Origin of the sequence: Streptomyces noursei ATCC 11455 (genome assembly GCF_001704275.1) — a bacterium.
Classification (GTDB): domain Bacteria; phylum Actinomycetota; class Actinomycetes; order Streptomycetales; family Streptomycetaceae; genus Streptomyces; species Streptomyces noursei.
The window spans coordinates 9,554,763-9,578,043 of the sequence record NZ_CP011533.1 but is presented as its reverse complement, the minus strand read 5'-3'; the positions used below and the strand labels follow the sequence as shown (position 1 = coordinate 9,578,043).

Below are 23,281 nucleotides of genomic sequence, written 5' to 3'. Positions count from 1 at the left end.
ACGACGTCAGATTTCTACCGGGGCAGGGCCGTTGGGCTGGGACGTTACGACAGGGCTGGATGCCGATCAACTTGATGGGCTAGTGGCTCGTCACGCTGCCTTGGCCGGGTAATGAGTCCATGATCGGATCGTTGAGTCTGGGGCGAAGTTCGTCTTCGGTTTCGCGTGAGTGTTGCGCCAGCGGACGTAGGCTCCGATGGCGGCGTTCTGCTCGTCGTGGCTGCGGTGGTCGGTGCCGTTGAGCGCGAAGTAGCGCAGGGCTGCGAACTCGGCCTCGATCCAGTTCAGCCAGGAGCCGTAGGTCGGCAGGAAGACCAGCTCGATGCCGTTGTCGGCCGCCCAGGCCCGGACATCGGTGTGCTTGTGCGGGGAGAAGCTGTCCAGCACCACGTATAACTTCTGACCGGGCCAGCGGGCGCGCAGGGCCTTGAGAAGGTCGAGGAACTCTCGCCACCGCTTGCGCGGGCGGATGCGGTAGTACAGCTTGCCGGTGGCCAGATCGAGGGCGGCCAGCATGTGCCGCACACCGCCTGTGCGGCGGTAGGTGGCCCGCAGCCGACGCGGGCGTGTGACCGGCCCCCATGACTTGCCCTTGCGGGGCATCAGGTTCAGCGGTTGGGTCGGAGACGGGACGCCGTGCACCGTCACCGGTGTCGGTTTTCCCGTCCCCGCCCGCCGAACCGGACGTGCCCGTTGGCCGGGCATCCGGCTCTCCACGTGACCCGGTGAGTCAGGTGAGGTGTTCACTGACCTGGGCGACGAAGGCCATGTCGTCGTGGTCGATCCGTCGGAAGCGTGCTTCCTGGGGGTCGACTTCGTCGATGTTCCATTGATGAGGATCTCTGATTTCGGCTCTGACCGCGCTTGCGTGATCGTCATGGCTGGGTGAGGACCCGGGTGCGGAGGAGTTTGAAAGAGGCTCGACCGTACATCGTTCGTTTGAGGGTTTTGATCCGGTTCACGTGGCCTTCGACGACGCCGGAACTCCAGGGCAGGGTGAGTCCGGCGGTGACCGCGTCGAGGTCTTGGCGGAGGGAGCCAGCAAAGCTCTGCAAGGGCTTCGGGGCGTCCTGTTCGGCTTGGCGGATCCATTGCATCAGCAAGAATCCGCGCTGGTGGCGGACGAGTTCGGCGAAGGCCCGGGCCAGGTCGCAGGCTCGGGTGATGTCAGGGCAGGCCAGCCGGACGCCGAGCAGTCGTTCTTCCTGGCTGTCGGTGAGTTTGTCGCGCGGCAGCATGATCCATGACGTGATCTTGCGTGGGCTGGGGATGTCGGCGCGGACGGGTTCGGCGGTGCCTGCCCGGAGGGCGGTGAGATGTCTGCGCACGACCTGGCGGCTCCCGCGGTAGCCGCGTTCGCGGATCTCGTGGAACAGGCGGACGCCGCTGACTTGGCCCTGGGTCTCGGTGAAGCGGGCGTTGAGGTATGCCTTGAACGGTTCGAGTACTCCGTTGGGGCGTCGGTCGCGGGCCGAGGCCAGCAGCTGGTCGAGGTCGGTGTCGCGGAAGCGGCGGACGGTCTGGCGGTCGAGGTTCAGGCGGCGGGCGATGGCGCTGATGGTCCAGCCTTTGTCGAGGAGTTGATGGATGTCTTGGTAGCGGTGGCGGGTGCGCTCGATGATCTGGGTGCGGGGCAGCTCGGGCGGTGGCAGCTCCAGTGTCGGCGGTTCGGATGGCTTGTCCCCGGCCTCCTCTTCGGCGTGTTTGCGCAGGCAGGTCCGGTGCTGGTGGCAGGTCTTCTCCACTGCAGCAGAGAGGTTCTGCAACAAGTGCCAACGATCCGCAATTTCCCGGGCGTTGGGGGCGGCTTCCTTGATCGCACGGGTGTAGGCCGTGGCGCGGTCGCGGCAGATGATCTCCGCTCCCGGGTGGTCCTTCAGCCAGGCTGCGAGCGTCTCGGCGGTTCGGTCGGGCAGCACGTCCACGACGCGGCCGGCTTCGGCATCCACCAGGACGGTGCCGTAGGTGCGGCCCTTGCGGAAGGCAAAATCATCGACGCCGAGCACACGCGGCGCCCGTGTCGGCACCGGTGGCGCCTCCAGCAGGCCCAGCAGCCTGGTTCGCCCTGCGGTCAGGCGCAACTGGCGGCATAGCCGCTCACCGGCACGTCCGCCCAGTTCCGTGGCGATCGATTGCAGCCACGTCTTCAGCCCCACGCTCGACCTGCGTCGCCGCTCGGTGAGACCGTCGACCTGTTCGGCGAACGTCTTGCGGGCACAGGACATGCGGTCGCAGAAGTAGCGCCGTACCCGGAGCCGGACCAGCACGCGGCGGGCGCCCAACGGACGCTCTGCGAGGTGTCGTTGATACGAACTGTGCACGCGCCTCGCACGCTGTCGGCAGTCTGGGCAACGGCCCGGCCCACTGGTGGACATCGCTTCAACCACGAGCTCGCCTAAGGACTCGCTGACGCGCTCGACTCGCACATCGGCCCCAGGGAACAGCACATCCTCGATCGCCTTGATCACCACGCAGCGGAACACCAAGCCGAAACGTTCGTGCGTTCCCACCCCTCACCTGGTGATTCACGCAAGCGCGGTCAGAGCCCTGATTTCGGCCAGTGCTGCTCTTCCCTCCATTTCGTTGGATCTTGAAGTGTGTGGGGAGGATGGGGAGCGAAGAGCATGGGTGAGGCCCCGGCGACCGAAGGTCGCCGGGGCCTGGTGATCCGTGACGGTCAGACAGTGTTGTCCGCGTAGTTGTCCGCGTAGTAGACGCGCAGAACGGGGTCGATGTCGGCGACGGTGGTGGAGATGCTGATGTTGTCGATCCATCGGTGCCTGGTGTGGGCGGTGCGGCAGATGGCGTCTGGCTGGTCGGCGGTGACCGCGAAGACGAAGATGCGGGTGGTGCGTCCGTCCTCGTGATCGTGGTCGTTGTGGCCGAGGTAGCGGGTGGCGTGGACGGGGTCGAGGGCGAAGTGGTCGCGCAGGACGCGGTCCAGGCCGTCGAGGAGGGTTTCGCCGGCCCGGATTCGGCCGGTGGGCAGTTCCCAGCCGGGCGGGGTGTCGAAGTCCGGCGGGGTGGTCTCGACGAGCAGGAACCGTCCGCCGTGCTCGATCAGGGCCGCGGCCGCGATGCCGGTGATGCCCTCCGCGTGGGTGCGGTCGACAATGTCTGCGAGGTCATCGGGGTGCAGGGTGACTTTCACGGGGTCCTCCGCAGCGGGGTGATGTCGGGGACGCGGCTGCTGATCGAGGGACGGGCGGCCTCCGGGGTGGCCAGCAGGGCGACGATGGTGATCGGCTGGTCGCAGTGCGGGCAGTTGCGGGTCGCGGTGGGCTCCAACGGGTCCCGGACTCCCGGTTGTTGGCGGGGAGCGGGCCGGGCGGTGGGCAGTTCGCCCACCGGTCGCGGTGATCGCGGGCTTTCGCCCAGACGGCGGGCCCGGTCGTCGTCCCGGGCCTGGCCCCGGCGCCGGTCGGCATCCTTGCGGCAGGCGGGAGAGCAGTAGACCTGCCGGACGGTTTTGGGTGCCTCGAAGGCATCGTTGCAGACCGGGCAGGCGCGTTTCTCCAACGCGTGTTCGCTGGAGCGGGCCTTGGTGCGGCATTCACGCGAGCAGAAGACGCGTCTTGGGCTGACGTCGGTGGTGAACTCGGTGCTGCAGACCGGGCAGGTGCGCTGGACGGGCACTCTCTGGCGGTTGGCTTCCCGGCAGGCGGGAGAGCAGTAGACCTGGCGGCTGGCGCGGTCGGTGACGGTGAAGACCGTCGCGCAGAACGGGCAGCGTCGGGCCGTGTCCGAAGGGACCTCGGCAGTGTTGGGTGCCTTGTTACGCCGTCGCAGGGCCGTCACCAGCACACTTCTGGCTCAACTCCTGAATGTCGGCCGCACCAACCTGTCCAACCAGTTCCAAGACGGCCACCGTCTCCTGGACCTGCACCGCGTCGCGGTCACTCCGCTACCCGGAACCCCGGCCCGCACCCTCGCCCAACTGCAAGCCCGCCTACCGAAACACGACGACACCTGCACAGATCAACTCTGACAGTTATTCAGACACAAGCCCTCAAAGGCGTCGGGCTGTGCCAGGTCGCCGTGCATCTGCCGTGGTCACCGCCTCGGTGCGGGTCGTGATCGACCGGGCCCTGTATCTGCCGAGGGACTGGGCCGCGGACGAGGAACGCCGTGAGGCGGCCGGTCTCCCGGAGGAGATCATGTTCGCGACGAAGCTGCAGCAGACCGCCACCATGGTCGCAAATGCCCTCGAGCTGGGCGTCCGGGCACGCTAGTTCACCGGCGACGAGGTGTACTCAGGCCGTGAACTCCGCAGGAACATACGCGGGTTCGGGCTCGGCTACACGGTTGGTATGTCTCACGGCCACACGGTCATGGACGGAGCGGGCCGCCGGTGGCAGGCCCGCCAGATGATCAACAAGGTGCTGCCACACCAGTGGATGCGCATGCAGACCGGACACGGCACCAAGGGCACCCGCGAATACGACTGGGCCTGGCTCGACGTCCGTGCGGACGACACCCCCGACGGACACCAGGATGACGGCATCAGCGTCCTGGTCGCCCGCCGGCACCGATACACCGGCGAACTCTCCTTCTTCCGCTGCTGGGCACCAGGAGACATCGCCCTCGCCCAGCTCGTGGAGGTGATCTGCCGACGGTGGCGGATCGAGGAGACCTTTCAGCTCGGAAAGACCTTCACCGGCTTGGACGAAGGGCAGGTGACCTGCTGGAACTCATGGATGCGCTGGTCACTGTTCTCCCTCATCGCTGCCGCCGTCCTCGCCCTCACTGCCGCCGCGACGATCACGACCGGTCAGACCAGACTTGTCCGTCTCACACCGTTGACCTGCCCCGAACTCATCCGACTCCTCCGGGCGTTCACCCTGACACCACCCGTCCGGAAAACGGAGGATGTCCTGCACTGGATGGTTTGGCGTCGACATCATCAGGCCGTCGCACAAGCCTGCCACCAGCGCCGACACGCCTGCCAGGACCAGCTGTGAACAGAACTACAACTGCCGTGACTGACGGCCGAGGCCCGACGGATCTTCCACCGGCGCCAACGGCAACCCCACATCGTCTGCGGCTACTTCAGCGGACCGCACATCCGCTACACCCTTGAATAGAACCCCAACCGTTTCGGATCAATAACTGGACTGCGATGGCGTAGAGGACAGAATTGAGCTGGCGGTCGCCAGTGCGGGAGAGCTGATGTCGGGGGGCCCTGTCCGCGCTGGCGATCTCCATCGGGGCGCAGCTGACGGCGCCGCGACCGCCAGAGCCCAGTTCGTCGGGGTTCAGCTCCGGCGAGTACGGCGGCAGGAAGTGCAGCTCGATGCGGTCGGGGTGATCGGCGAGCCAGGCGCGGACCTGGCGGGAGCGGTGGGCGGAGTGGCCGTCCACGACGAGGTGCACCTTGTGGTCGAAGTGGCCCGCGAGCCGGTCGAGGAAGCGGCATATGACGTCGGCGTCGAAGGTCTCGGTGAACACCATGAAGTGCATCCGGCCCTTCGTGCTGATCGCGGACATCGCGTTCACCGAGAACCGGTTGCCCGTGCGGCGCACGATTCGGAGTGCGGTCCTTCTCGCCCCAGGTGCGGCCGGTGACCTGCTCGGAACGGATGCCGACCTGGTCGGCGAAGAGCACCTCGCCGCCCTCGGCCTTCGCCCTGGCCCGGATCGCCGGCCAGGTCTCCTCCCGCCAGACGCGCACCGCTTCCGCGTCCTGCTCGACCGCCCGCTTGTCCGGGCGCTGGAAGGACAGGCCCCAACGGCGCAGGTACTTGCCCACCCCCTGCTCGGTCAGGCGCACCCGGTACAGCTTCGCGATCAGGTCCCCCACCCTGGCGCGCGTCCACAGCTGCCCGGCCAGGCCCAGGTCACAGGGACGGTGACCCAGTACGGCCTGCCGGACCGCCTGCTGCTCGACCACATCGAGAACCTGATGCTCACCGACCCGCCGCCCACGCGGCTGGGCCACGAGTGCCTCACGTCCGCCTGCCAGCCACTTCGCCCACCAGTTGTCCACCGCCTTGAGCGAGACCTGGAACACCGCCGCGACATCCTCGCGAGTCCGGCCCGCCACCAACGCGGCCACCGCCCGCAGCCGCAGAGTCTCCTGCGCCGACGGCGACAACTGCCGTGCATCCCCCACCAGTTCACTCACACAGGGATCAACGACCCAGAACACCTACCGTTTCGGATCAACAGGCCAGCGCCAACTCCGCCGCTACCTCGAGGCGCTGGGCTCCCGACTCATCCTTGTAGCTCTTGTCCCCGAAGGCGAACAGATCCCGCTCACCAATGCGGTGGCGTGACCTGGCCTTGGTCGAAGCCGGTGGTCGCAATGAAGAACAAGGACTTCTACCTCGGAGTCTTCTTCCGCCGCATCGCTGCACGATGCGGCGGCAAACGCGCTCTCGTCGCTGTGATGCACAAACTCGCTATCGCCATCTGGCACGTCCTGCACGGCAAGGTCCCCTACCGAGAACTCGGCGCTGACCACTTCACCCGGCGCGACCCCGAGCGCGCCCTGCACCGCAGGATCAAGGAGCCAACAGCCTCGGCCTTCGCCGCCCAGGGCTAGGGCCTGTATCGGGTCGTGATCAATCTGCGGAATCGGCCTGCGTCGCGTGGCACGTCCTGGTAGATCGTCTTTCATGACGCGGGTGCAACTGACTGATGAAGAGTGGGAGTTCATCGGGCCGTACCTACCGATAGGCAGGTACGGCCCGTATCCCGAACGGCTGCGGCAGCAGTTCGAGGGCGTGATCTGGAAGTTCAGGTCGGGCGGGCAATGGAGGGAGATGCCGCAGAAGTTCGGAGCCTGGTCCACCGTCCACAACCGTTTTCGCCAGTGGCGGGACGCCGGCGTCTTCGAGACCCTGCTGGAGGGCCTGATCGCCGAGGCTGCCAAGCGGGACGAGGTGGACTTGTCCCTGGTCAGCGTGGACTCCACCACCACTCGCGCCCACCACGACGCCGCCGGGATGCACCTGGATGACGAAGTCCTGACCGCCCTGGAGAAAGCCGCCGCCGAGGAGGAGAAGGCCCGGCAAAAGGGGGCAGCCCGGAAGGACAAGGCGGACAGGACGGCGATCCCGTCCGCGAGGAGCGAAGACGCCTTCGACGCCGGCACCGAGTCCGGCTGAAGGCCGCCCTGCTGGGGCGCTCGCGGGGCGGACAGACCAGCAAGGTCCACCTCGCCGCCGACCGCCAGTGCCGCCCACTCGCGATCATCCTGACCGCCGGACAGGCCGCCGACAGCCCTCAGTTCATCCCCGTGCTGAAGAAGATCCGGGTCCGCGGCCCCATCGGGCGTCCCCGCACCCGCCCCGACGCGGTCGCCGGCGACAAGGCGTACTCCTCCCGTGGCAACCGCGCCTACCTGCGCAAACGCCAGATCAAGGCGGTCATACCAGAGAAGAAGGACCAGGCTGCCAACCGGAAGAAGAAGGGCCGCCGAGGCGGCCGGCCCCTCAGCCACGACGCCGAGCTCTACAAGGTGAGGAACACGGTTGAGCGCCTGATCAACAAGCTGAAAGCCTGGCGTGGCATCGCCACCCGCTACGACAAGACCCCTGAGAGCTACCAAGCCGGACTCCACCTTCGCGCCTCCATGATCTGGATCAAGGACCTCATCCGAACCACATGATCACGACTCAATACAGTCCCTAACGCAAGTTTATGTTGATCATGGATCTGGGCTGGTGAGAGCCCCTCGACCCAGGGCTTCAGTGTAGTCGGACGGTGTCCGGTTCGTGACGAGAAGTCAGAAACGTGGAGGGGTGGCAAGCGAAGCAGGCACGGCTTCCAAGATCATGGAGTTCTCGACGCCCCGTGATCCCGATGGAAGACCGTGCCTGCCGACGCATCATCCCCGATCCCTGCCGCCCTTGACCAACTCCGCGACCGCCGCGCGACCGCCTCGACAGAAGTGCCGGGGCTGCTGGAGCGCCTGACCGCCGTCCCCGACCCGCGTGATCCACGCGGGGTGCGCCACGCTCTGGCCGTCGTACTCACACTGACGGCCTGTGCGGTCCTGGCCGGAGCGACCTCGCTGCTGGCGGTCGGCGAGTGGATCGCCGACGCCCCCGATGCTGTGCTCGAGCAGCTCGGCATCCGCCTCGACCCGGTGATGCCGCAGCGCACCCGGCCGGCCGAGACCACCGTGCGCCGCCTGCTCGCCCGGATCGATACCGATGCGCTGGACGTCGCGGTCGGGCGCTGGCTCGCCGACCGGCGAACCCGCCCGAGCAAGCCCACCGCTCTGCAGGGACTGGCCGTGGACGGCAAGACCCTGCGTGGCGCGGCCCGCGCCGACGGCCGCAAGATCCACCTGCTGGCCGCGCTCGACCACACCTCCGGCCTGGTCCTGGCCCAGCTGGACGTCGGCGAGAAGACGAACGAAATCACCTGCTTCCAGCCGCTGCTGGAGAGGGTGGCCGACCTCGCCGGAGCCGTCGTGACCAGCGACGCGCTCCACACGCAACGTGACCACGCCACCTATCTGTTCGGACACGGCGCCCACTACATCGTCATCGTCAAGGGCAACGCGAAGAAGCTCCGTGCGCAGCTCAAAGCCCTGCCCTGGAAGGACATCCCGCTCCAGGGAAGAGTCAAGGGCGTCGGCCACGGCCGCAGCGAGATCCGCAGAATCAAGGTCGCCACCGTGAACAATCTGCTCTTCCCCGGCGCCGCCAGGCCATCCAGCTCAAGCGGCGGCGCACCGACCGCAAGACCGGCAAGACCACCATCAAGACCGTGTACGCCGTCACCAGCCTGAGCGCTGAGCAGGCCGCCCCAGCCCAGCTCGCCGCCTTGATCAAGGACCACTGGAAGATCGAAGCCCTGCACCACACACGAGACGTGACCTTCGCCGAGGACGCCTCCCAGATACGGACCGGCAACGCGCCCTGGGCGATGGCGACCTGGCGCAACCTCGCCATCGGCGCCCACAAACTCAACGGCGTCACCAACATCGCCGCCGGACTGCGGCGGGCCGCCCGCGACCCGTACCGCCCCCTCGCCCTCCTCGGACTCGCCTGATCACAAAACGGACGCCATCCGACTACGCCGAAGCCCTGGGAACATGACGGTTTCGTCCGACGCGCCGGGTCCCGCTTCGGCGATGATCTGAGGCGACCCCGGTGGTGTGGACACTCTGACAATGGATCTTGTGGATCCGAGGAAGGGTGTCCTGGTGGGACGAAGGTCTCCGTATCCGGCGGAGTTCAGGAACGATGCGGTCGCGCTGTACCGGGCCGCGGGTGGGAAGCGTACGTATGGGGCGGTCGCGGCGGACGTCGGGGTGACCGGCGAGACGCTGCGCAGTTGGGTGCGCCAGGCCGACGAACTGGCCGGCCGGGCCGACAGTCGCGGCGGAGAGCCGGCGGCGGAGAGCCGGGATGAGGAACTGGCGAGGCTGCGGGCGGAGAACGGCCGGCTGCGCAAGGCCGAGAAGGAGTGGGAACTCGAGCGGGAGATCCTGCGCCGAGCAGCCCAATATTTCGCGAAGGAGATGAGGGCATGACCGGCCGCTGGAACTTCATCTCCGCCCACCGCGCCGACTTCGGCGTGCAGCGGATATGCCGGGTCCTTGGAGTCTCGCGCTCGGGCTACTACCGGTGGCTCGCCGACGCCAAGGCCCGTGCCGTGCGGCAGGCCGCCGAGGACGACCTGGTCACGGAGATCCGCGAGGTCCATACCGCGCACAAGGGCACGTACGGAGTTCGCCGCGTCCATGCCGAGCTGCGGGGCTTCGGACGCATTGTCAACCACAAACGCGTCGAGCGCCTGATGCGCAAGCACGGGATCGAGGGACGCCACCTGCGGCGCCGCAAGCGCACCACGGTCCCCGACCGGCTCGCACCACCGGCCCCGGATCTCGTCCGCCGAGACTTCTCGGCCCAGCAGTTGAACGACAAGTGGTGCGGCGACATCACATACGTGCAGGTGGGAGGCACATGACTGTATCTGGCCTGCGTCCTGGACATCTGCTCGCGCCGGGTGCTCGGCTACTCGATGGCCAACCATATGCGAGCCGAACTGGTCATCGACGCCCTGAAGATGGCCGTGGCGAGCCGCGGCGGCACCGTCGACGGGGTGATCTTCCACGCGGACAGGGGCACGCAATACACCTCGGACGCGTTCGCGCGGGTCTGCGACGGTTTCGGGATCCGCAGGAGCATGGGCCGGGTCGGCTCGAGCTACGACAATGCCCTCGCAGAGAGTTTCTGGCAGGGCCTCAAGAGGGAGACGATGCACCGGAGGCTGTTCTCGACGGTGAGTCAGGCGAGGCTGGAGATCTTCCAGTGGCTGACCTACTACAACGCCCGCAGGCGCCACAGCGCTCTCAACTACCTCTCACCAGCCGAGTTCGAACAACAGCACCTGCGAGCAGATACACTCACAACCGCAGCATGAGCCCCTGTGTCCACACTCCGGGGGTCGCCTCAGTACAGCCCCGCACCCCAGGGCGATTGCAAAGTCCTGGGGATTTTGTGAGTGCGCAGGTCACAGCAGTGTGACGATGGTCGAACGAAGCTCCGTTGCGGAGGTGACCTTCCCAAGTCGCCTGCGTCCAACGGAGCTTCGATGTGTCGTCAGTCTGCCACTGTCTGTCTGGTCAAGTCGCCCACCCGTCAGCATCGTGTGACGGGTCCGCTGGCCGATCGGCTGGCCAAGCTGGCCGATTCGCGGTGCCGGCGCGGGAAGCGTCACCCTTTCGTGGCAGTGCTGCTGATCGCGTGCTCCGCTGTGGTGACCGGGGCGAGGAGCTTCATGGCGATCGATGAGTGGGCCACCGATGCCCCGCAGGACGTCCTGGTCCGGCTCGGTGCCCGCACCGCAACTGCCCTGGCCGTGCGCATCCCGCCCAGCGGCGCGACGATCCGCCGAGTCATCAAGGACACCTGCCTCGGCGGCCTGGCCGACCTCCTCGGCCATGACCCGGCCGGCACCGACACCCTCGCCCTCGACGGCAAGACCGCCCGCGGCTCGCGTCTGGGCAGCACCCCGGCCGCCCATCTGCTGGCCGCGATGACCGGCACCGGCCTGACCGTCACCCAGCTCAGGGTCCCTGAGAAGACGAATGAGATCACGTGCTTCGCCGCCCTCCTGAACCCCTATGACCTGCAAGGAGTCACCGTGACCGGCGACGCGCTGCACACCCAGCGCGACCACGCCCGCTTCCTCGTCGAAACGGAGAAAGCGCACTACGCCTTCACCGTGAAGCGGAACCAGAAGAACCTCTACGAACAATTGCGAACCCTGCCCTGGGAGAAGGCGACGGCGAAGTTCTACGAACGCACCACTGGCCACGGCCGCAAAGACACCCGAGTCGTACAGGTCCTGACCGTCACTGACCTCGGCGTCAACTTCCCCCACGCCCCCCAGGTCGCCAAGGTCGTACGCCACCGCACCGACACCAAGACCAGCAAGCAGAGCCAGGAGACCGTCTACATGATCACCGACCTGACCAGCCGCCAGGCATCCCCGGAACGCATCGCGAAGATCTTGAGGGCACACTGGGTGATCGAAAACAGGCTCCACTTCGTCCGCGACACCGCCTTCCGCGAGGACACCTCCAAGATCCGCACCGGGCACAGCCCAGAGAACATGGCCACCTTGCGCAACTTCGCCATCAACCAACTCCGCACCGCCGGCCACACCAACATCGCCGCCGCACTCCGCACCACAGCCCTCCACCCCTACGAGCGGCCACTGGCCATCCTCGGACTCAACTGACCTGCGCCAACGCACGATCAACGGACTTAGCAATCGCCCTGACCGGCACCCCACCCCAACCCGAGGTTGGAAAAGGCTCACTGAACCTCTTTCATCCTGAGTAGTCGCAGGTCAGGAGCGTGTGAACGGCCTGGACGATGCGGCTGATGCGGTTGGTTGAGCATCGTGCCTGGCGGAGGGTCCGCCATTGCTTGAGTTGGGCGAAGGCGCGTTCGCCTGGTGCTCGGAGGCGGGCGTGGTCGCGGTTGAACAGTTGGTAGTGGTCGGGTTGTTCGCGGTGGTTCTTGTAGGGGGTGCGGACGGTTGCGCCGGCGCCTTGGTAGGCGCGGTCGGCCAGGACGAGGATCTGCCTGGTGAGGCAGGCCTGGACGATGCCGTGAGCCCGTGCCGCGGTCAGGTCGTGGGTGCGTCCGGGCAACGCGCGGGAGAACCACAGTGGAGTGCCGTCTGGGGACGCGATGACCTGCACGTTCATTCCGTGCCGCTTGTGTTTTTGGCTGTAGTACGGCTCGTCTGTGGCGATGCGGTCGGTGGGGATCAGTGTCCCGTCAACGACGACGAAGTCGCCCTCACCCAGGCCCACCAGGGCCTCGCGCAGGCCGGGTGCCCACGAGGCGAGGATCATCAAGGTCTCGTCCACGTACCGCCAAGCCGTCGCCTCCGATACCCCGAAACCGGCTCCGACCTGCGCGAACGTCTCGTTCTTCCGAAGGTGCGCCAACACCAGTAGGGCCTGCTTGAAGCAACCGAGCCGTCGCCAGGGCGAGTTCAGCTCCTGCCGGCGGGCATGGATCAGCCAGGAAACGTGCTCAACGAGTTCGTGCGGGACGTCGAGCATGGAAGAATACGGAACCAACAGGGCTCCTCGGACGCTGCGTGATGAGTGATGTCACCACAGCAACGACCAGGGGCCCTGTCTTGTCACCAACTCCCCTCTGACCAGGCATTTCACCCTCGCAGAGGCAGGATGAAAGAGGTTCACTGCTTCAACAGGCAGCGATCACCGCTGACGAATCAAGGCCAGTTCAATCTGAGCAGAAAGGGAGTAAAATATGTATAGAGAGATATGCGTGACCTGCGCCATCGCGCTTTGGGTCACGGCAACTCCGACTGCTTTCGCTGCAGCAACACTCGATAGGAGGTCTAGTGAAACTGAAGGCACTTACGCAATATCTTTAGGGGATTCATACATTTCAGGAGAGGCCGGGTTCTGGAAAGGGATTGTGGGGCGCGATGGAAATACAGCAAACGCTGACGATGGAACTGAAGATGGAACCGATAATAGCAACAATGATGAGACCGTCATGGACTTTGCATCCGTCTATGGCGATACTTGGGTTGGAGGGTGTCACAGGTCAGACTCTGCCGAGATTAACGGGGCTCGCAAAAGCCAAAGTGAAGGAGAGCTTGTGGATGAGGTGGTCAATCTCGCATGCTCTGGCGCCGAGACAAGGCATGTCCTAAATGACGCATTTAAGGATCAAGGGAAGTCTCAGGTTGAATTGATGGCCGACGAGATAGAACGGCAGGGCAACAAAAAGCTAAAGGCGGTAGTCGTTTCGATCGGAGGAAACGATCTTGACCTATCCACGCTGCTCACGAATTGCGGAAAGGACTGGGTCTTAGGCGACCTTGGTGTATTGACCGACTGCACGAGCTACAAGAATCTAGAAGAGTGGGTTAAAGGGAAGCTAGGAAATGAGCATGGACTGGTCAAGGAAGGGGTGGGTAGCCTGAATGAGGAAATCCACAATGTCATCACAAAGGTCAAGGTGGAGCTCCGGAAGCATCCAAATTCCAAGAATGCCAGGATTATCATACAGAGTTATCCAAACCCATTTCCGTCAACTCTTCAAGGGGCGGATGGCCAGACCGACATAAGGGTGAAGAATAACTACGCGCGATACTTTGGATGCGGCGTGCCGGCAAACGACGAGACGATTCAATTCTTCCGTGACACCAATGTTCGCATCAGGGATGCAATCCGACTGGCCGCCCAGAAGGAAAGGATCTCTTTCCTTGACTTGCTGGACACATTCAACGGTCACGAGGTGTGCTCTAGGCACGACAAGGCAACCCCCAGCGGGGCGGATGACAATGGAGCTCAAGTCGAGTGGGTAAGAGGCGTCGATAATGCGATAAAGGACGGAATTGCCAATAACCTGATCGGCCAGCGGGTATATGCCAATCTCATCCAAGAAGCCGCCCATCCAAATTACTACGGCCAGTTGGCGCTGCAAAGCTGCCTGAAGGATCTCATGCTTAATGCCGTGGATGAAGAAAAGGACGGGGAAATGCTGCCACGTCCAATCGCTGGGATGTGCAGAGCAGGTACAGGAAAAGCACCCAATGAGGCTAAGGTGTTCCCCAATTTTTACCAGGACTGGCCGGAAAAAATTGAGGAGCCTCCATTATAGGAGTCGCCGAGGAAGAATTTGAGCAGAGGGATTTATTGATCCGAAACACTTGTGATTCTTGGCCGTTGAGCTGGGTGTGAGTGATCTGGTGGGGCAGGGCTATTCCAAAGTCGTTTGATCCTGGAGGGTTATTCACCAGAGCTTTGTCATGGTCCTCGATCTGTGGGTGTGCAGTGAGCCTTTTCCAACCTCAGGTGCAGGAGGTCTATTCATGGAGGTTTTCGGCCTGCTGTTCTTGATCACGAGGGCGGCCCTGCTCGGTAGCGTGACGTTTGCGACGACGTCAGTTTTCTACCGGGGCAGGGCCGTTGAGCTGGAACATTACGACAGGACTGGACACCGAGCAACTTGACGGGCTGGTCACACGAGTTCACCAAGAGCTCGTGCAGGATCCGGACCCACCGGTGATGCCGGGGCGGATGTGGCCGCTGGGCCTGTACAAGTCGGTGGTGCTGGTGCTGTTCCTGCTGCGGCAGAACCCAGTCCAGGAGGCGGCCGCCGAGCTGTTCGGGATCTCCCAGGCCACCGTCTCCAGACGATGGACGGCCCTGCTGCCGATGGTGGAGAAGGTCCTGGCCACGCACGTTCCCGATCCCACCGAGGCCTCTGCCGGCCGGATCGTACTCGTGGATGGCACCTTGGTCACGACGTGGGACTGGTCCAGCGAGGGCACCACGATGTTCTCCGGCAAGCACCGCGACACCGGCTTCAACCTGCAGATCGCCGCCACTCTCGCCGGCGACCTGCTCGCGGTCTCCGCGCCGGTGCCCGGCAGCCGGCACGACATGCACGCCTGGCGCCAGTCCCACTTCCCCGAGGCATTCACCGAACGCGAGGGCATAGGCGACCTGGGCTACGCCGGCTCCCGACTGTTCACCCCCAGGCGCAAGCCGCCCGGCCAGGAACGATCCGCCGGAGACAAGAGAGCCAACCGCTCCGTCAACACGCTCCGAGCCGCAGTCGAACGGGCCATCGCGCACCTGAAGAACTGGAAGATTCTCGCCACCCGCTACCGCGGCCCCCTCACCCGCTTCCCCGACATCGTCAAGACCGTCACCGCCCTCACCTTCTACACAAGAGGCTGGTGAGGCCTACGTGAATAACCCTCCTGTATTGGCTGCATAGCCAATACAGGCCACAGTGAGTGCTGTAAGCATGGAGCCTCCGTGGGACGGTTAACTAGTGGGTTCTTGCTTGGAGTGAATCACGCGGGCGATGGCTTAATGCTTCGCGGGATCGCGTCAGGAAGGATGGCTTGGGTCGCATCTCAGCTACTCGGGTATCGGCCGCAAAGCTCTATCTCATGGGGGTGGATTCAGGATCCGCTTCTGGGTTAGCAGGGTGAGTATGCGGCGGCCCTGGGGTGACTTTGCCAAGGTTGTCCATAACGAGGATGGGTCCACTGCGGTGTACGCGCCAGGTTTTCCTGCCCGGCCGCACCCATCCCCGTAAGATACAATCCCGATTTGCACCCAGGTGCCTTTGGGGGCCGCTGTGAGCAAGGGGCCTCCGCTGTCGCCTTGGCAGGAGTCCCGGTTTACGGCACCCGCACAGATATTCCGCCCGGCTCTATAGGATTTCGGGTAAGCCTTCGTGCAGGCGGAATTACCCTGCAGCGGTACTTTCACTTCACGCAGTCGGTCCGGTCCGCGTTCGCCTCCGTCAACTGTGGTGCCCCAGCCGATGACCACCGCGGTGCCACTGGCCCGGTCTGCTGGCCGACTCGTAAGCGGGGCCAGGCGCACGGGAGTGATTCCCTTGACTGGACTGCCCAGATCGATCAGCGCTAGGTCGAAGGCGAAGGTCTTCGGAACGAACCCGGGATGTATCACGACGTGCGTGAGGCTCACAGAACGGATCTGGCCCTGCCTAGGGTTGGACAGAGCAGTGCGTCCCACAGCGATCTTTATCGAATCCTGCTGGAGATCTGTGAAGCAGTGGGCAGCCGTCATAAGGATGGAGGGTGACACCAAGGTGCCACCGCAAAAAGGCTGGTTGTCGTGCTCGGTCCCCTCCAGGAGCGCAGCCATGAAGGGGTACCGGTTAGTTCCTGCCTGACTGCCGCCGACGATCGCAGCGCTGCGGCGAGGTTGATAAGTTGCTGAGGTGGTTGTGACAGGCATGGCTCCTGCCGCTTGCCCGGTGGACAGTGCGAAGATAGTCGCCAGACACACAGCATGGGTAATGATCGTACGGCGCGGGGCCGGAGATGGGCATGTGCATTGGCTCCTGCTGCCATGCACGGAGCGGTAAGTCTCAGCGAGGAAGCGCGTTATCTTTTCTCGACCGATCGGCCAGCGGAGCGGGCCAATCATCGGGCTAACCCGTCTTTTGCCTCGCAGATGGTGTTGAGTGTGGCTTGTTCCTCTGGGTCGAAGTATGTGGTGTGGCTTGCTGCGCAGTAGTCCTCCATCTCGTTCCATGACGTCGCCTCCACTGCCACCGAGGTGATTCTTGGGTCTTTGAGGGACCAGCTCAGCGCCATCTGTGGCAGTGTTTGCTGCCTCTTAGCGGCTACCCGTGTCAGTTGGTGTCTGATAGGGGTGAGGGCCTCACGCATCTGCAGGTCATCTGGTCTGCCTGGAACTGTTACAGCGAGGTCTCCTCCAGCCAGCGGATTCGTAGCTACGCACCCCACGCCATAGTGTTCCAGCAATCCGAAGACGCCGTCTTCAGCCCACCGATCCAGCAGGGAGTAGTCCACCTGGCACGCCACTACCCGTGCTCCGTGTTCTTCCATGAGGGGTAGCAACTTCCGTAGTACGGCCGGAGCGAATCCCGAGAGCCCGACGTACAGTGCCTTGCCCTGCTGAACCGCCCATGCAAGGGCCTGGGCGGTCTCTTCTAATGGGGTTGTTGGGTCGAACCGGTGCGCGTACAGAACGTCGACGAAGTTCAGTCCGGTGCGTTGCAGAACGGCGTCCAGCGTCGACAGCACGCGTTGGCGAGAGCCGAAGCCGTACAAGGGGCCGGGCGTCCCGATGCCTACCTGCAGTGATACCGTTACTTCCTCTCTTCGAAAACGCACGGTGTGTAGGGCATTTCTGAGCTCTTCTATCGCTGCAGGCCCGCCGAAGGGTGGCGCGATATCCACGTGTGTCACGCCTACCTCTAAAGCTTGCCGTAGCAACATGGCGGCGTGTCCCCAGGCGTTGTTGTGCCTGCGCAGAGCCAAGGAGACTGCCGGAAGGTGAAGGCCGCTGCGTCCGCAACGGCGTGCCGGGACCAGGCCTGTTCGGTCTGAGAATGCAGCTAGCGAATCTACCATCAGATGCCTTTCGGATGGGTGCCAGCAAACCTTTTAGAAGGTTTCCTTCTCTGTTCTCTCTCATGGATGCAGCAATGTGTTGCTGCACTCATGTGAGCTCATCTGCGCTGAGCTTCCATCTTCTAAACAGCGTGTAGAGGATGGAAGCTTGCACGACGCTGCGCTTGCAGGCAGCCACGGACTGAGTAGCCTCATCCTCGGTCTCTGGGGATGAGGGGCGGCGGTGTTTCCGTCTTTGAGAGGTGGTTTGTGCGTTGCATCGAGCGGAGGATGAAAGAGGCTTAGTGAGAGGTTCGCTCCTTCGGTCCGTGGCCGGTGCTCGTGAGGTGTGCAGGACTTGAACCTGCGACCGGAGGATTATGAGTCCCCTGCTCTGACCAGCTGAGCTAACACCTCATGATGGGTTGGATGCTCGGCGTCGATCGATGAGGGCGTACTTGCCAACGCGATAGCTGGCGTGGCCCGTGAGCGAGGTGGGATTCGAACCCACAAGCCCCAGGGGGCGGTGGATTTTAAGTCCACTGCGTTTGCCTGTTTCGCCACTCGCCCTTACGCATTTTGTCGCTCAGCTCAAGGAGCGGGCATGGTGCAGGGAGTTCTTGAAGTTTATGAATCGCCTCAGTTGTTGGTGACGGTGCCTCGCACGTGCCTTGCTCAAGAAGGCGTGCCACGACGTTACATCTGCACGACGTAGCAACAATTGCTTGCGCCACAGTGCGGTCGTGCCCCCGAACACTCCATATTCCGTGCGTTTGTCCAATGCTTGTGCCAGGCACTCGGTCCGCACGGAGCACGGCTTACACACTTCCAGGGCTTCTGTTTCCCGCCGGGAGTCGAAGAAGAGGTCAGACTCCAGTCGCTTGCATCGCGCCTGAATCCACCACTGTGGGTCCAGTTCACCTCCTGAGTCGTCACGCCGTCGTGTCCGTGCGGTGCGTTCCCACGCCGATGTCACGCCCATAGCAACTGCCAGGTGCGTGCGGTGGGGTATCCGGTTGCTTCGCTGCCGCGCAGTCCGTGGTCCAGTTGGAAGAGAGTGCAGCAGACCCGCAGGTCTTCGTCCCACTCGCTGGAGGCGTGCAAGTCGGGGTCGTTTGCCAGTCGCGTCTTTTGCTCTTCTGCGTAGCCACGGGCCACCAACCGCAACCTCAGCATCAGTACCCAGACGTTCGACGTGCCTGGGCCAAAGCATGCTTCACCAGGAAACTCTGGGAGGGGCTGCGTCTGTACATGCTCACTGCTTATGTGCCTGCTCATGACAGGAGAGTCCGCTGCCGGCGCGTTCGATGTCCCCTCGCCACTGCTTGTCACCGCGTCCGGTGTGTGTGCTCCGCTCTCTGCATTTGCACGGGACCTGAGAGGTAGACGTACCACGCCGGCGAAGAAGGTGGAGCTCCCTTGCACTACACGTTCAGCGCATCGTTCGCCACGCTCCTTGAGCAGGTACAACGCCACAAGAAGGAGAAGCAACGTGGTACTTGGCCAGTCGAGCTGGGGAAAGTACCCACCTGGCCTGTGCCGGGTTACCTGTGGAGGCTGGGGGTTTCCATGACAGTGACGCATTTCGGCTCCTGACTGATCGCGGCCCACAAGGGCCAATCGAACTAGTACGTTCTGTCTTCCAACAGGAGGTCTTCGCTGCCACTCCCCCGCCCCGGACCACCCGCCGGCCAGGCTCCAGCGCCGCGCCGGCCCGGCGCATGAGCGCCCATGCCGCGCTTTGTACTGGGGAGTTCGTGCAGCACGCAGTGGTGGCCCAGGTGCCGGTGCTTGGCTGGTGTGAGAGCGAAGTAGCAATTCGGCGAAGAGAGCTTGAGACTGTCGGTACGCTAACGTGGTGTGTTCGCGTGGTGACAGCTCTAGGTGGTCGGGGTGAAGAGGGGCTGTCTGGTCGGCTCTCAGCTGCGGCTTTCCGGCCCTGGGTGAGCTGGGAGCAAGCGTGTGCCGTATCCAGGCCCTGTGTTCTAGGTGTGGGGGGTCCGCAGAAGCCGGGCCCCGTCTTGTAGAGGCGCGCTGGTCGCCGGTCCGCCCCTGACTGGCAAACCGAAGGCATGCGAGCGGGATGCAGCTATTCGTTTGTCCGGGCCTGGGGTGCTCGCGGCTGGGGGGAGTGAGTGGCGGCGGGTGCTGTTGCGGGACCGAGCCAGTTTCAGGTGCTGGTGGTGTCTTCTGGGCAGAGGCCAGAAGTGAGTGCCTACGGAATCGACTCAGTCGCGGCGATCTGCTCCTGGGGGTGGTCCCGCTGATTGGCCCCGGGAAAGCCCTACCGACTCGTCGCCCCAGCACTGGGTTCCTATGGGGAAGAAGGGCTTGTTGTGCTGGGGCCCGGGAACTTTGCAGCGTCCTGAAGCCATTTACGCTATGTGCCCGGGAGAGGTAGCGGCGTGCCACGCTTCGATTGGCCAGTGGGCGCGGCAGCTTCGGCAGATGACAATGTAGTTGTCGATGGACAGTAATGCGCGCATCTGGCAGTTGGGGCAAGGAGTGGCTAGTTGGCGAGTGAGGTCGGCCTCGCCCAGCAGTCTGCGAGCGATGCTGTAGGCCCTCCACGTACGGCCGGCGTGCCTCCCGCCTTCTGTGCTCGTGACGGCTGTGGGCAAGTCTGCGGCCAAGGCATGGCACAGGTTTTGGAAGAGGCGGCCAGGCTGAAGCTTCTCTTCCGGTACGAGGTCGGGTATCGCGTAAGTGGCCCACTCCCGTAGGACGTCGGTGCAGCGCTGGGCGTGATCCAGCAAAGGCAGACGCAAGGGCGTGGTTTTCTCTCTGCTCTTCCAGGGGGTGTGGCTGGGGATCTGGTTGAGACTGTTGCGGGGAACGAAGGGAAGTTCGAGGTGCAGTTGGACGTACAACTGTGGAAAGCGGGTGAGCGCACCGCGAAGACGGCGCTGGCATCCCAAGCAGATGCTGGTGTCGTCGCTGCTCGTGGGCGCGGTCGTACAGATTATGCAGTACCGCTCCATGGTCTCTCCTGGATACATCCTGTTGAGATTTGTTGCTAGGGCCTGGCATGCCTGGGGGCGGCGCGACCAGTTCTTGCCCTGGAGCCCTGGGAACCGTCCGGGCAGCCGTTGTTCGGGCACGGGAAGATGTGTCTGTAGCAGTGGTCTCCTGTGAGGCGGTGATGGGTTCTTTTGGATTCTGTAGGCGGGTCGTTGGGGAGCGATAGGGGACGTTGCTGTGTGGTCCCCATTGGAGATTGATGCGTAGGTATCGCTCGTGGGATGAGAAGGTGCCGGTGACTTTGAGTCTGGTTAGTGCGGCCAGAGCGATGCGTGAGGCGTCGTGTGCACTATTGGCGTTGCGGCCTTCGCGAGGCGGTGGCCACTGCGGTGTCTGGAGTCTGTTGGTCCTCCAGAGGGCATTGGCCCTTGCCGCCGGGTCTGTGCCTGTCGTGGGGGTGGCTTGGTGCACTGTGATCAGTGTCCTCTCTGGTGCCTAGGCGAAGGAGACTCTCGGCGATGGCAATGTGTCTTGGCGATGCATGTTCCTGGCGGGGCATGCGGGACTCGAACCCGCGACCGGAGGATTCTGGATCCTCTGCTCTCGCCGGCTGAGCTAATGCCCCCATCCTTTCGGGCCGGCTGATGGGCATAGGGCTGGTGACTCAGTTGAGCCGCAGTGCTCCAGGGCCCGCGGGTGTGGTGTAGTGAGCACGGATGATGCCGCCCGTAGCGAGAGCGCTTTGGCACCGTGAGCACGGGCGAGCCATACGGGGAGCACCGGTTGCGCTGACGCGAGCGACGTAGACTACGGCCCCGCGGGGGCACCGCGCTCTGCGCAGCAGCACCTCCTCCGCGTGGAAGGTGGCGTGGTGGAAGTCGATGCCCGGAGGGTTCCGGTACCTGTTGCAGGCGTGGGCTAGAACCCGGCTGCCTTTGACCAGGACTGCGCCAACACGGTAGCGGCATCTGGATTGTTGGGCATGCCTGAGCGCTATCTCGAAGAACGCCCACCGACCACTGTGCCTTCCGAAAGTCACATCTAGATGCGATGCGTTCTGCGGTACGTGGTCGCCACGCAAGGATGGTGTTTCGGGGTTCCGTGGCACGGCAGTGTTCCTTTCTTGGCTACGGGGCTTCCTGCGCCTCTTTCATCCTCCGTTCCCGCAGGTCAGTGACTTGGTCGGTCGCGAGGTGGCCACTGCTGGCCTGGGAGGATGACGGCGCTTCTCCAGGAGTCGCAGCGACTCATCGCCCTTTCAGGGCGGGATGAATGAGGTTCCCTGCCTGCATGCAAGTGGACGCTGCCTGAGCAGCCGACCGCTGTGCGTGGGGCCGTGTCCCTCGTGGTGGTGTAGCCGATCACGCTCTGTCGGCTCCGCTTCGAGGCCGTCCGGTGCCTGCCACTGCGGGCTTCCTGGCGATCGCCGCTGGTATCGGCTCGGTGAGCCCCAACAGCACTTCCAGGGAGGGCGATTCGACCCGTGACCTGGGGATTCCGCCGCCTTGATCGGCTACACCACGAGAAGGGACACCATCGTGCGTGGCAGGGACATCGAAGTGAAAGGCGGTGGAGGGGAAGATTCGGCTGGTCGCTGCGAGACAAATAGCGAGGTGCCCCTCAACACCGGCTGGTCTCCCCCACGTCGCAACATCCCGTTTCTGTGTCTGGGGACGGTTGCGGCCTTGAGGCTGTTGGAGGGCAGGGCAGCAGCGAGGTTCAGTCGCAGAGGCGTCGCGGCTTGTGTCACCTCGGTGAGGGGAGCCTCTGTCACGTTTGATCGTGCACCCGGCCGAGATCACGAAGGAGGCATGCCCTGCCCTCACGTGAAAGGATCGGCAGCCGGGCATTCCGGCAATCGGTGAGGGGCCGTGTTGGACCTCTTCGTAGAAGGTTTCGGGGGTATTTGGGTGGGGGGCCGCAGGACGCGGTTGCGGGTGAGCGAGCGGCTGTGCCGTAGTAAGGGAAGTCATCGGTCATACCTCTGTCTAAAGGAAGCCCGGCAACGTATGCTGCCTTAATTGCTATTGTGGAAAGTCGCGCCCCGGCCAGGGAGACCCCAGCCCGTCCATCGGGGCGGCCTGTCCCTCGGCACGGTCCTGGGCCAGGAACATCTGCCAAGACGCTGCGGCAGGCAGCGGCCAAGGGCCGACAGTCTTTGCATGATCAGCTGTCGGTTTGTTCGAAGTCCACGGGAGCCAACTGTAAGCCCCTGTCCACAAGGGGGGTATCGAGCGGTGAAGGCTGCTGAAGGCAACGGCTAGATCCGCAGGTCGGCTCATCAGGTCAGCAGCTGGGATATTCACCGCGTGGTAGAGCGGCACGATGGGCGGGGCGTTTGAGGGAAACTCCGTACGAACCCAACGATGATGTTCTGAAGGGAATGTCAGCAGGCACTGTCCAAGGAAATGAGAAAGCACCTCGACGCGGTGCTGTGGGGGCCATCCCGCACCGTTGAGCGCCCTGCGGCGAAAGCGGTGTAAGGATACGGCGACGATGGCGCCAATGAGCTCGTCCAGCCTTTCAGAGTCAGACAGCTGCTCGCAGGTCAGGCACAAGCGTTTTCGAGATACTCGTCGCACGCGCGTGTAAATGCTGCCGTCGTCGCACCAATGACGCAGTAGGGTGATAGCGCAGTGAGCAAGTTGGTCTTCCACCGCGGACCAATACCGAACAGCGTTCTCCCAGATCGCCAGCACATCGGCAATACAGGATGGAATGTTCCCGGACCCATAAGGCTCGTGCCAGCGTCGCCTTGGGCGACCACGGTGTACAGGGGAAGACGGCATCGAAACCTCCAGTGGAGCAGGGGCACAGCACACGTCACACCAGGCCCTACCTGGCTTGAGCCAGACTGAGCGGTGCGATGTAGGAGGCACAGGCTGTGCTGGGACGGGATGGTTATTCCACTGGTCACGTGTGCCATGGCGGTTCTGGGGCCAGAGGCGAT

General features: G+C 64.0%; 17 protein-coding genes, 3 tRNA genes and 6 pseudogenes. 11 read left to right on the top strand and 15 right to left on the bottom strand.

Features of this window, described 5'->3' with window-relative positions; translation table 11 throughout:
* Positions 1-90: 90 nt before the first annotated feature.
* Entirely contained in the window at positions 91-603 is a 513-nt protein-coding gene (locus SNOUR_RS40930) for a transposase (RefSeq protein ID WP_312635715.1), read from the bottom strand.
* 136 nt (positions 604-739) lie between these two features.
* Here SNOUR_RS40930 and SNOUR_RS46815 point away from each other — a divergent pair, with 136 nt between their 5' ends.
* Positions 740-889, top strand: coding sequence for a hypothetical protein (locus tag SNOUR_RS46815; RefSeq protein ID WP_159426069.1), 150 nt, complete (start codon positions 740-742; stop codon positions 887-889).
* Here SNOUR_RS46815 and SNOUR_RS40925 read toward each other — a convergent pair.
* The 3 genes from SNOUR_RS40925 to SNOUR_RS46805 all read right to left on the bottom strand — a co-directional run bounded on the left by SNOUR_RS40925 (position 876) and on the right by SNOUR_RS46805 (position 3,798).
* Positions 876-2,375, bottom strand: coding sequence for an ISL3 family transposase (locus SNOUR_RS40925; RefSeq protein ID WP_159425740.1), 1,500 nt, complete (start codon positions 2,373-2,375; stop codon positions 876-878). The genes SNOUR_RS46815 and SNOUR_RS40925 overlap by 14 nt on opposite strands.
* Before the next feature lie 302 nt (positions 2,376-2,677).
* A complete protein-coding gene (locus SNOUR_RS46810; protein ID WP_067357392.1) occupies positions 2,678-3,151 on the bottom strand; it encodes an NUDIX hydrolase in 474 nt (157 codons plus the stop codon).
* Positions 3,148-3,798 carry a hypothetical protein gene (locus SNOUR_RS46805; protein ID WP_159426068.1) on the bottom strand — a complete coding sequence of 217 codons (651 nt, stop codon included), beginning with the start codon at positions 3,796-3,798 and terminating at the stop codon, positions 3,148-3,150. Before SNOUR_RS46805 ends, SNOUR_RS46810 begins: the two co-directional genes overlap by 4 nt.
* 207 nt (positions 3,799-4,005) lie before the next feature.
* On the opposite strand from SNOUR_RS46805, the pseudogene SNOUR_RS40905 reads away from it, so the two are divergent.
* Positions 4,006-4,961: pseudogene (locus SNOUR_RS40905) on the top strand (IS701 family transposase); the annotation flags it as partial.
* An 88-nt stretch (positions 4,962-5,049) separates the two neighbouring features.
* Here the strand turns inward: SNOUR_RS40905 and SNOUR_RS49430 are convergent.
* Both SNOUR_RS49430 and SNOUR_RS48935 read right to left on the bottom strand, forming a co-directional pair.
* Positions 5,050-5,535, bottom strand: a pseudogene (locus tag SNOUR_RS49430) (transposase); the annotation flags it as partial.
* 37 nt (positions 5,536-5,572) lie between these two features.
* A pseudogene (locus SNOUR_RS48935) lies at positions 5,573-6,010 on the bottom strand (winged helix-turn-helix domain-containing protein); the annotation flags it as partial.
* Between SNOUR_RS48935 and SNOUR_RS48930 the strand changes: the two are divergent.
* From SNOUR_RS48930 to SNOUR_RS40860, 7 genes and pseudogenes are all read left to right on the top strand, one after another.
* Complete coding sequence (locus tag SNOUR_RS48930; protein WP_312636300.1) at positions 5,979-6,275, top strand: hypothetical protein; 297 nt, start codon at positions 5,979-5,981, stop codon at positions 6,273-6,275. The pseudogene SNOUR_RS48935 and the gene SNOUR_RS48930 sit on opposite strands and share 32 nt — an antisense overlap.
* 29 nt (positions 6,276-6,304) lie before the next feature.
* Positions 6,305-6,544, top strand: coding sequence for a hypothetical protein (locus SNOUR_RS40895; protein WP_067357382.1), 240 nt, complete (start codon positions 6,305-6,307; stop codon positions 6,542-6,544).
* 73 nt (positions 6,545-6,617) lie between these two features.
* A pseudogene (locus tag SNOUR_RS44140) lies at positions 6,618-7,612 on the top strand (IS5 family transposase).
* 204 nt (positions 7,613-7,816) lie between these two features.
* The gene (locus SNOUR_RS44135; RefSeq protein WP_312635709.1) at positions 7,817-8,743 is read left to right on the top strand and encodes an ISAs1 family transposase; all 927 of its coding nucleotides are present in this window, start codon (positions 7,817-7,819) and stop codon (positions 8,741-8,743) included.
* Complete coding sequence (locus tag SNOUR_RS48925; RefSeq protein ID WP_312636257.1) at positions 8,665-9,006, top strand: hypothetical protein; 342 nt, start codon at positions 8,665-8,667, stop codon at positions 9,004-9,006. Before SNOUR_RS44135 ends, SNOUR_RS48925 begins: the two co-directional genes overlap by 79 nt.
* 154 nt (positions 9,007-9,160) lie before the next feature.
* Positions 9,161-10,383: pseudogene (locus SNOUR_RS40865) on the top strand (IS3 family transposase).
* A gap of 171 nt (positions 10,384-10,554) precedes the next feature.
* On the top strand, positions 10,555-11,706 hold the full coding sequence (locus tag SNOUR_RS40860) for an ISAs1 family transposase (RefSeq protein WP_312635632.1): 1,152 nt from the start codon (positions 10,555-10,557) through the stop codon (positions 11,704-11,706).
* Positions 11,707-11,797: 91 nt separating this feature from the next.
* Here the strand turns inward: SNOUR_RS40860 and SNOUR_RS40855 are convergent.
* Positions 11,798-12,602: pseudogene (locus SNOUR_RS40855) on the bottom strand (transposase family protein).
* A 156-nt stretch (positions 12,603-12,758) separates the two neighbouring features.
* On the opposite strand from SNOUR_RS40855, the gene SNOUR_RS44130 reads away from it, so the two are divergent.
* Entirely contained in the window at positions 12,759-14,123 is a 1,365-nt protein-coding gene (locus SNOUR_RS44130; RefSeq protein ID WP_079143269.1) for a GDSL-type esterase/lipase family protein, read from the top strand.
* Between the two features lie 308 nt (positions 14,124-14,431).
* Positions 14,432-15,211, top strand: a complete 780-nt coding sequence (locus SNOUR_RS40850) for a transposase family protein (protein WP_159426067.1) — start codon at positions 14,432-14,434, stop codon at positions 15,209-15,211.
* A 213-nt stretch (positions 15,212-15,424) separates the two neighbouring features.
* Here the strand turns inward: SNOUR_RS40850 and SNOUR_RS49425 are convergent, their stop codons facing one another.
* The 8 genes from SNOUR_RS49425 to SNOUR_RS49420 all read right to left on the bottom strand — a co-directional run bounded on the left by SNOUR_RS49425 (position 15,425) and on the right by SNOUR_RS49420 (position 21,370).
* Positions 15,425-16,246 (bottom strand): S1 family serine peptidase, encoded by an 822-nt coding sequence (locus tag SNOUR_RS49425; protein ID WP_159426058.1) that lies wholly within the window; start codon positions 16,244-16,246, stop codon positions 15,425-15,427.
* 188 nt (positions 16,247-16,434) lie between these two features.
* Positions 16,435-17,256: an aldo/keto reductase gene (locus tag SNOUR_RS44120; RefSeq protein WP_312635681.1), complete on the bottom strand. Its 822-nt coding sequence runs from the start codon at positions 17,254-17,256 to the stop codon at positions 16,435-16,437.
* Positions 17,257-17,713: 457 nt separating this feature from the next.
* A tRNA-Ile gene (locus SNOUR_RS40845) sits at positions 17,714-17,787 on the bottom strand.
* Positions 17,788-17,856: 69 nt separating this feature from the next.
* A tRNA-Leu gene (locus tag SNOUR_RS40840) sits at positions 17,857-17,940 on the bottom strand.
* 16 nt (positions 17,941-17,956) lie between these two features.
* Complete coding sequence (locus SNOUR_RS44115) at positions 17,957-18,352, bottom strand: WhiB family transcriptional regulator (RefSeq protein ID WP_079143250.1); 396 nt, start codon at positions 18,350-18,352, stop codon at positions 17,957-17,959.
* Positions 18,343-18,474, bottom strand: a complete 132-nt coding sequence (locus SNOUR_RS48920; RefSeq protein WP_312635678.1) for a hypothetical protein — start codon at positions 18,472-18,474, stop codon at positions 18,343-18,345. The genes SNOUR_RS44115 and SNOUR_RS48920 overlap by 10 nt, the downstream gene beginning before the upstream one ends.
* 2,405 nt (positions 18,475-20,879) lie before the next feature.
* Positions 20,880-20,956: transfer RNA gene (locus SNOUR_RS40830), tRNA-Leu, on the bottom strand.
* A 39-nt stretch (positions 20,957-20,995) separates the two neighbouring features.
* Positions 20,996-21,370 carry a cytidine/deoxycytidylate deaminase family protein gene (locus SNOUR_RS49420; RefSeq protein ID WP_376738603.1) on the bottom strand — a complete coding sequence of 125 codons (375 nt, stop codon included), beginning with the start codon at positions 21,368-21,370 and terminating at the stop codon, positions 20,996-20,998.
* Between the last annotated feature and the right edge of the window lie 1,911 nt (positions 21,371-23,281).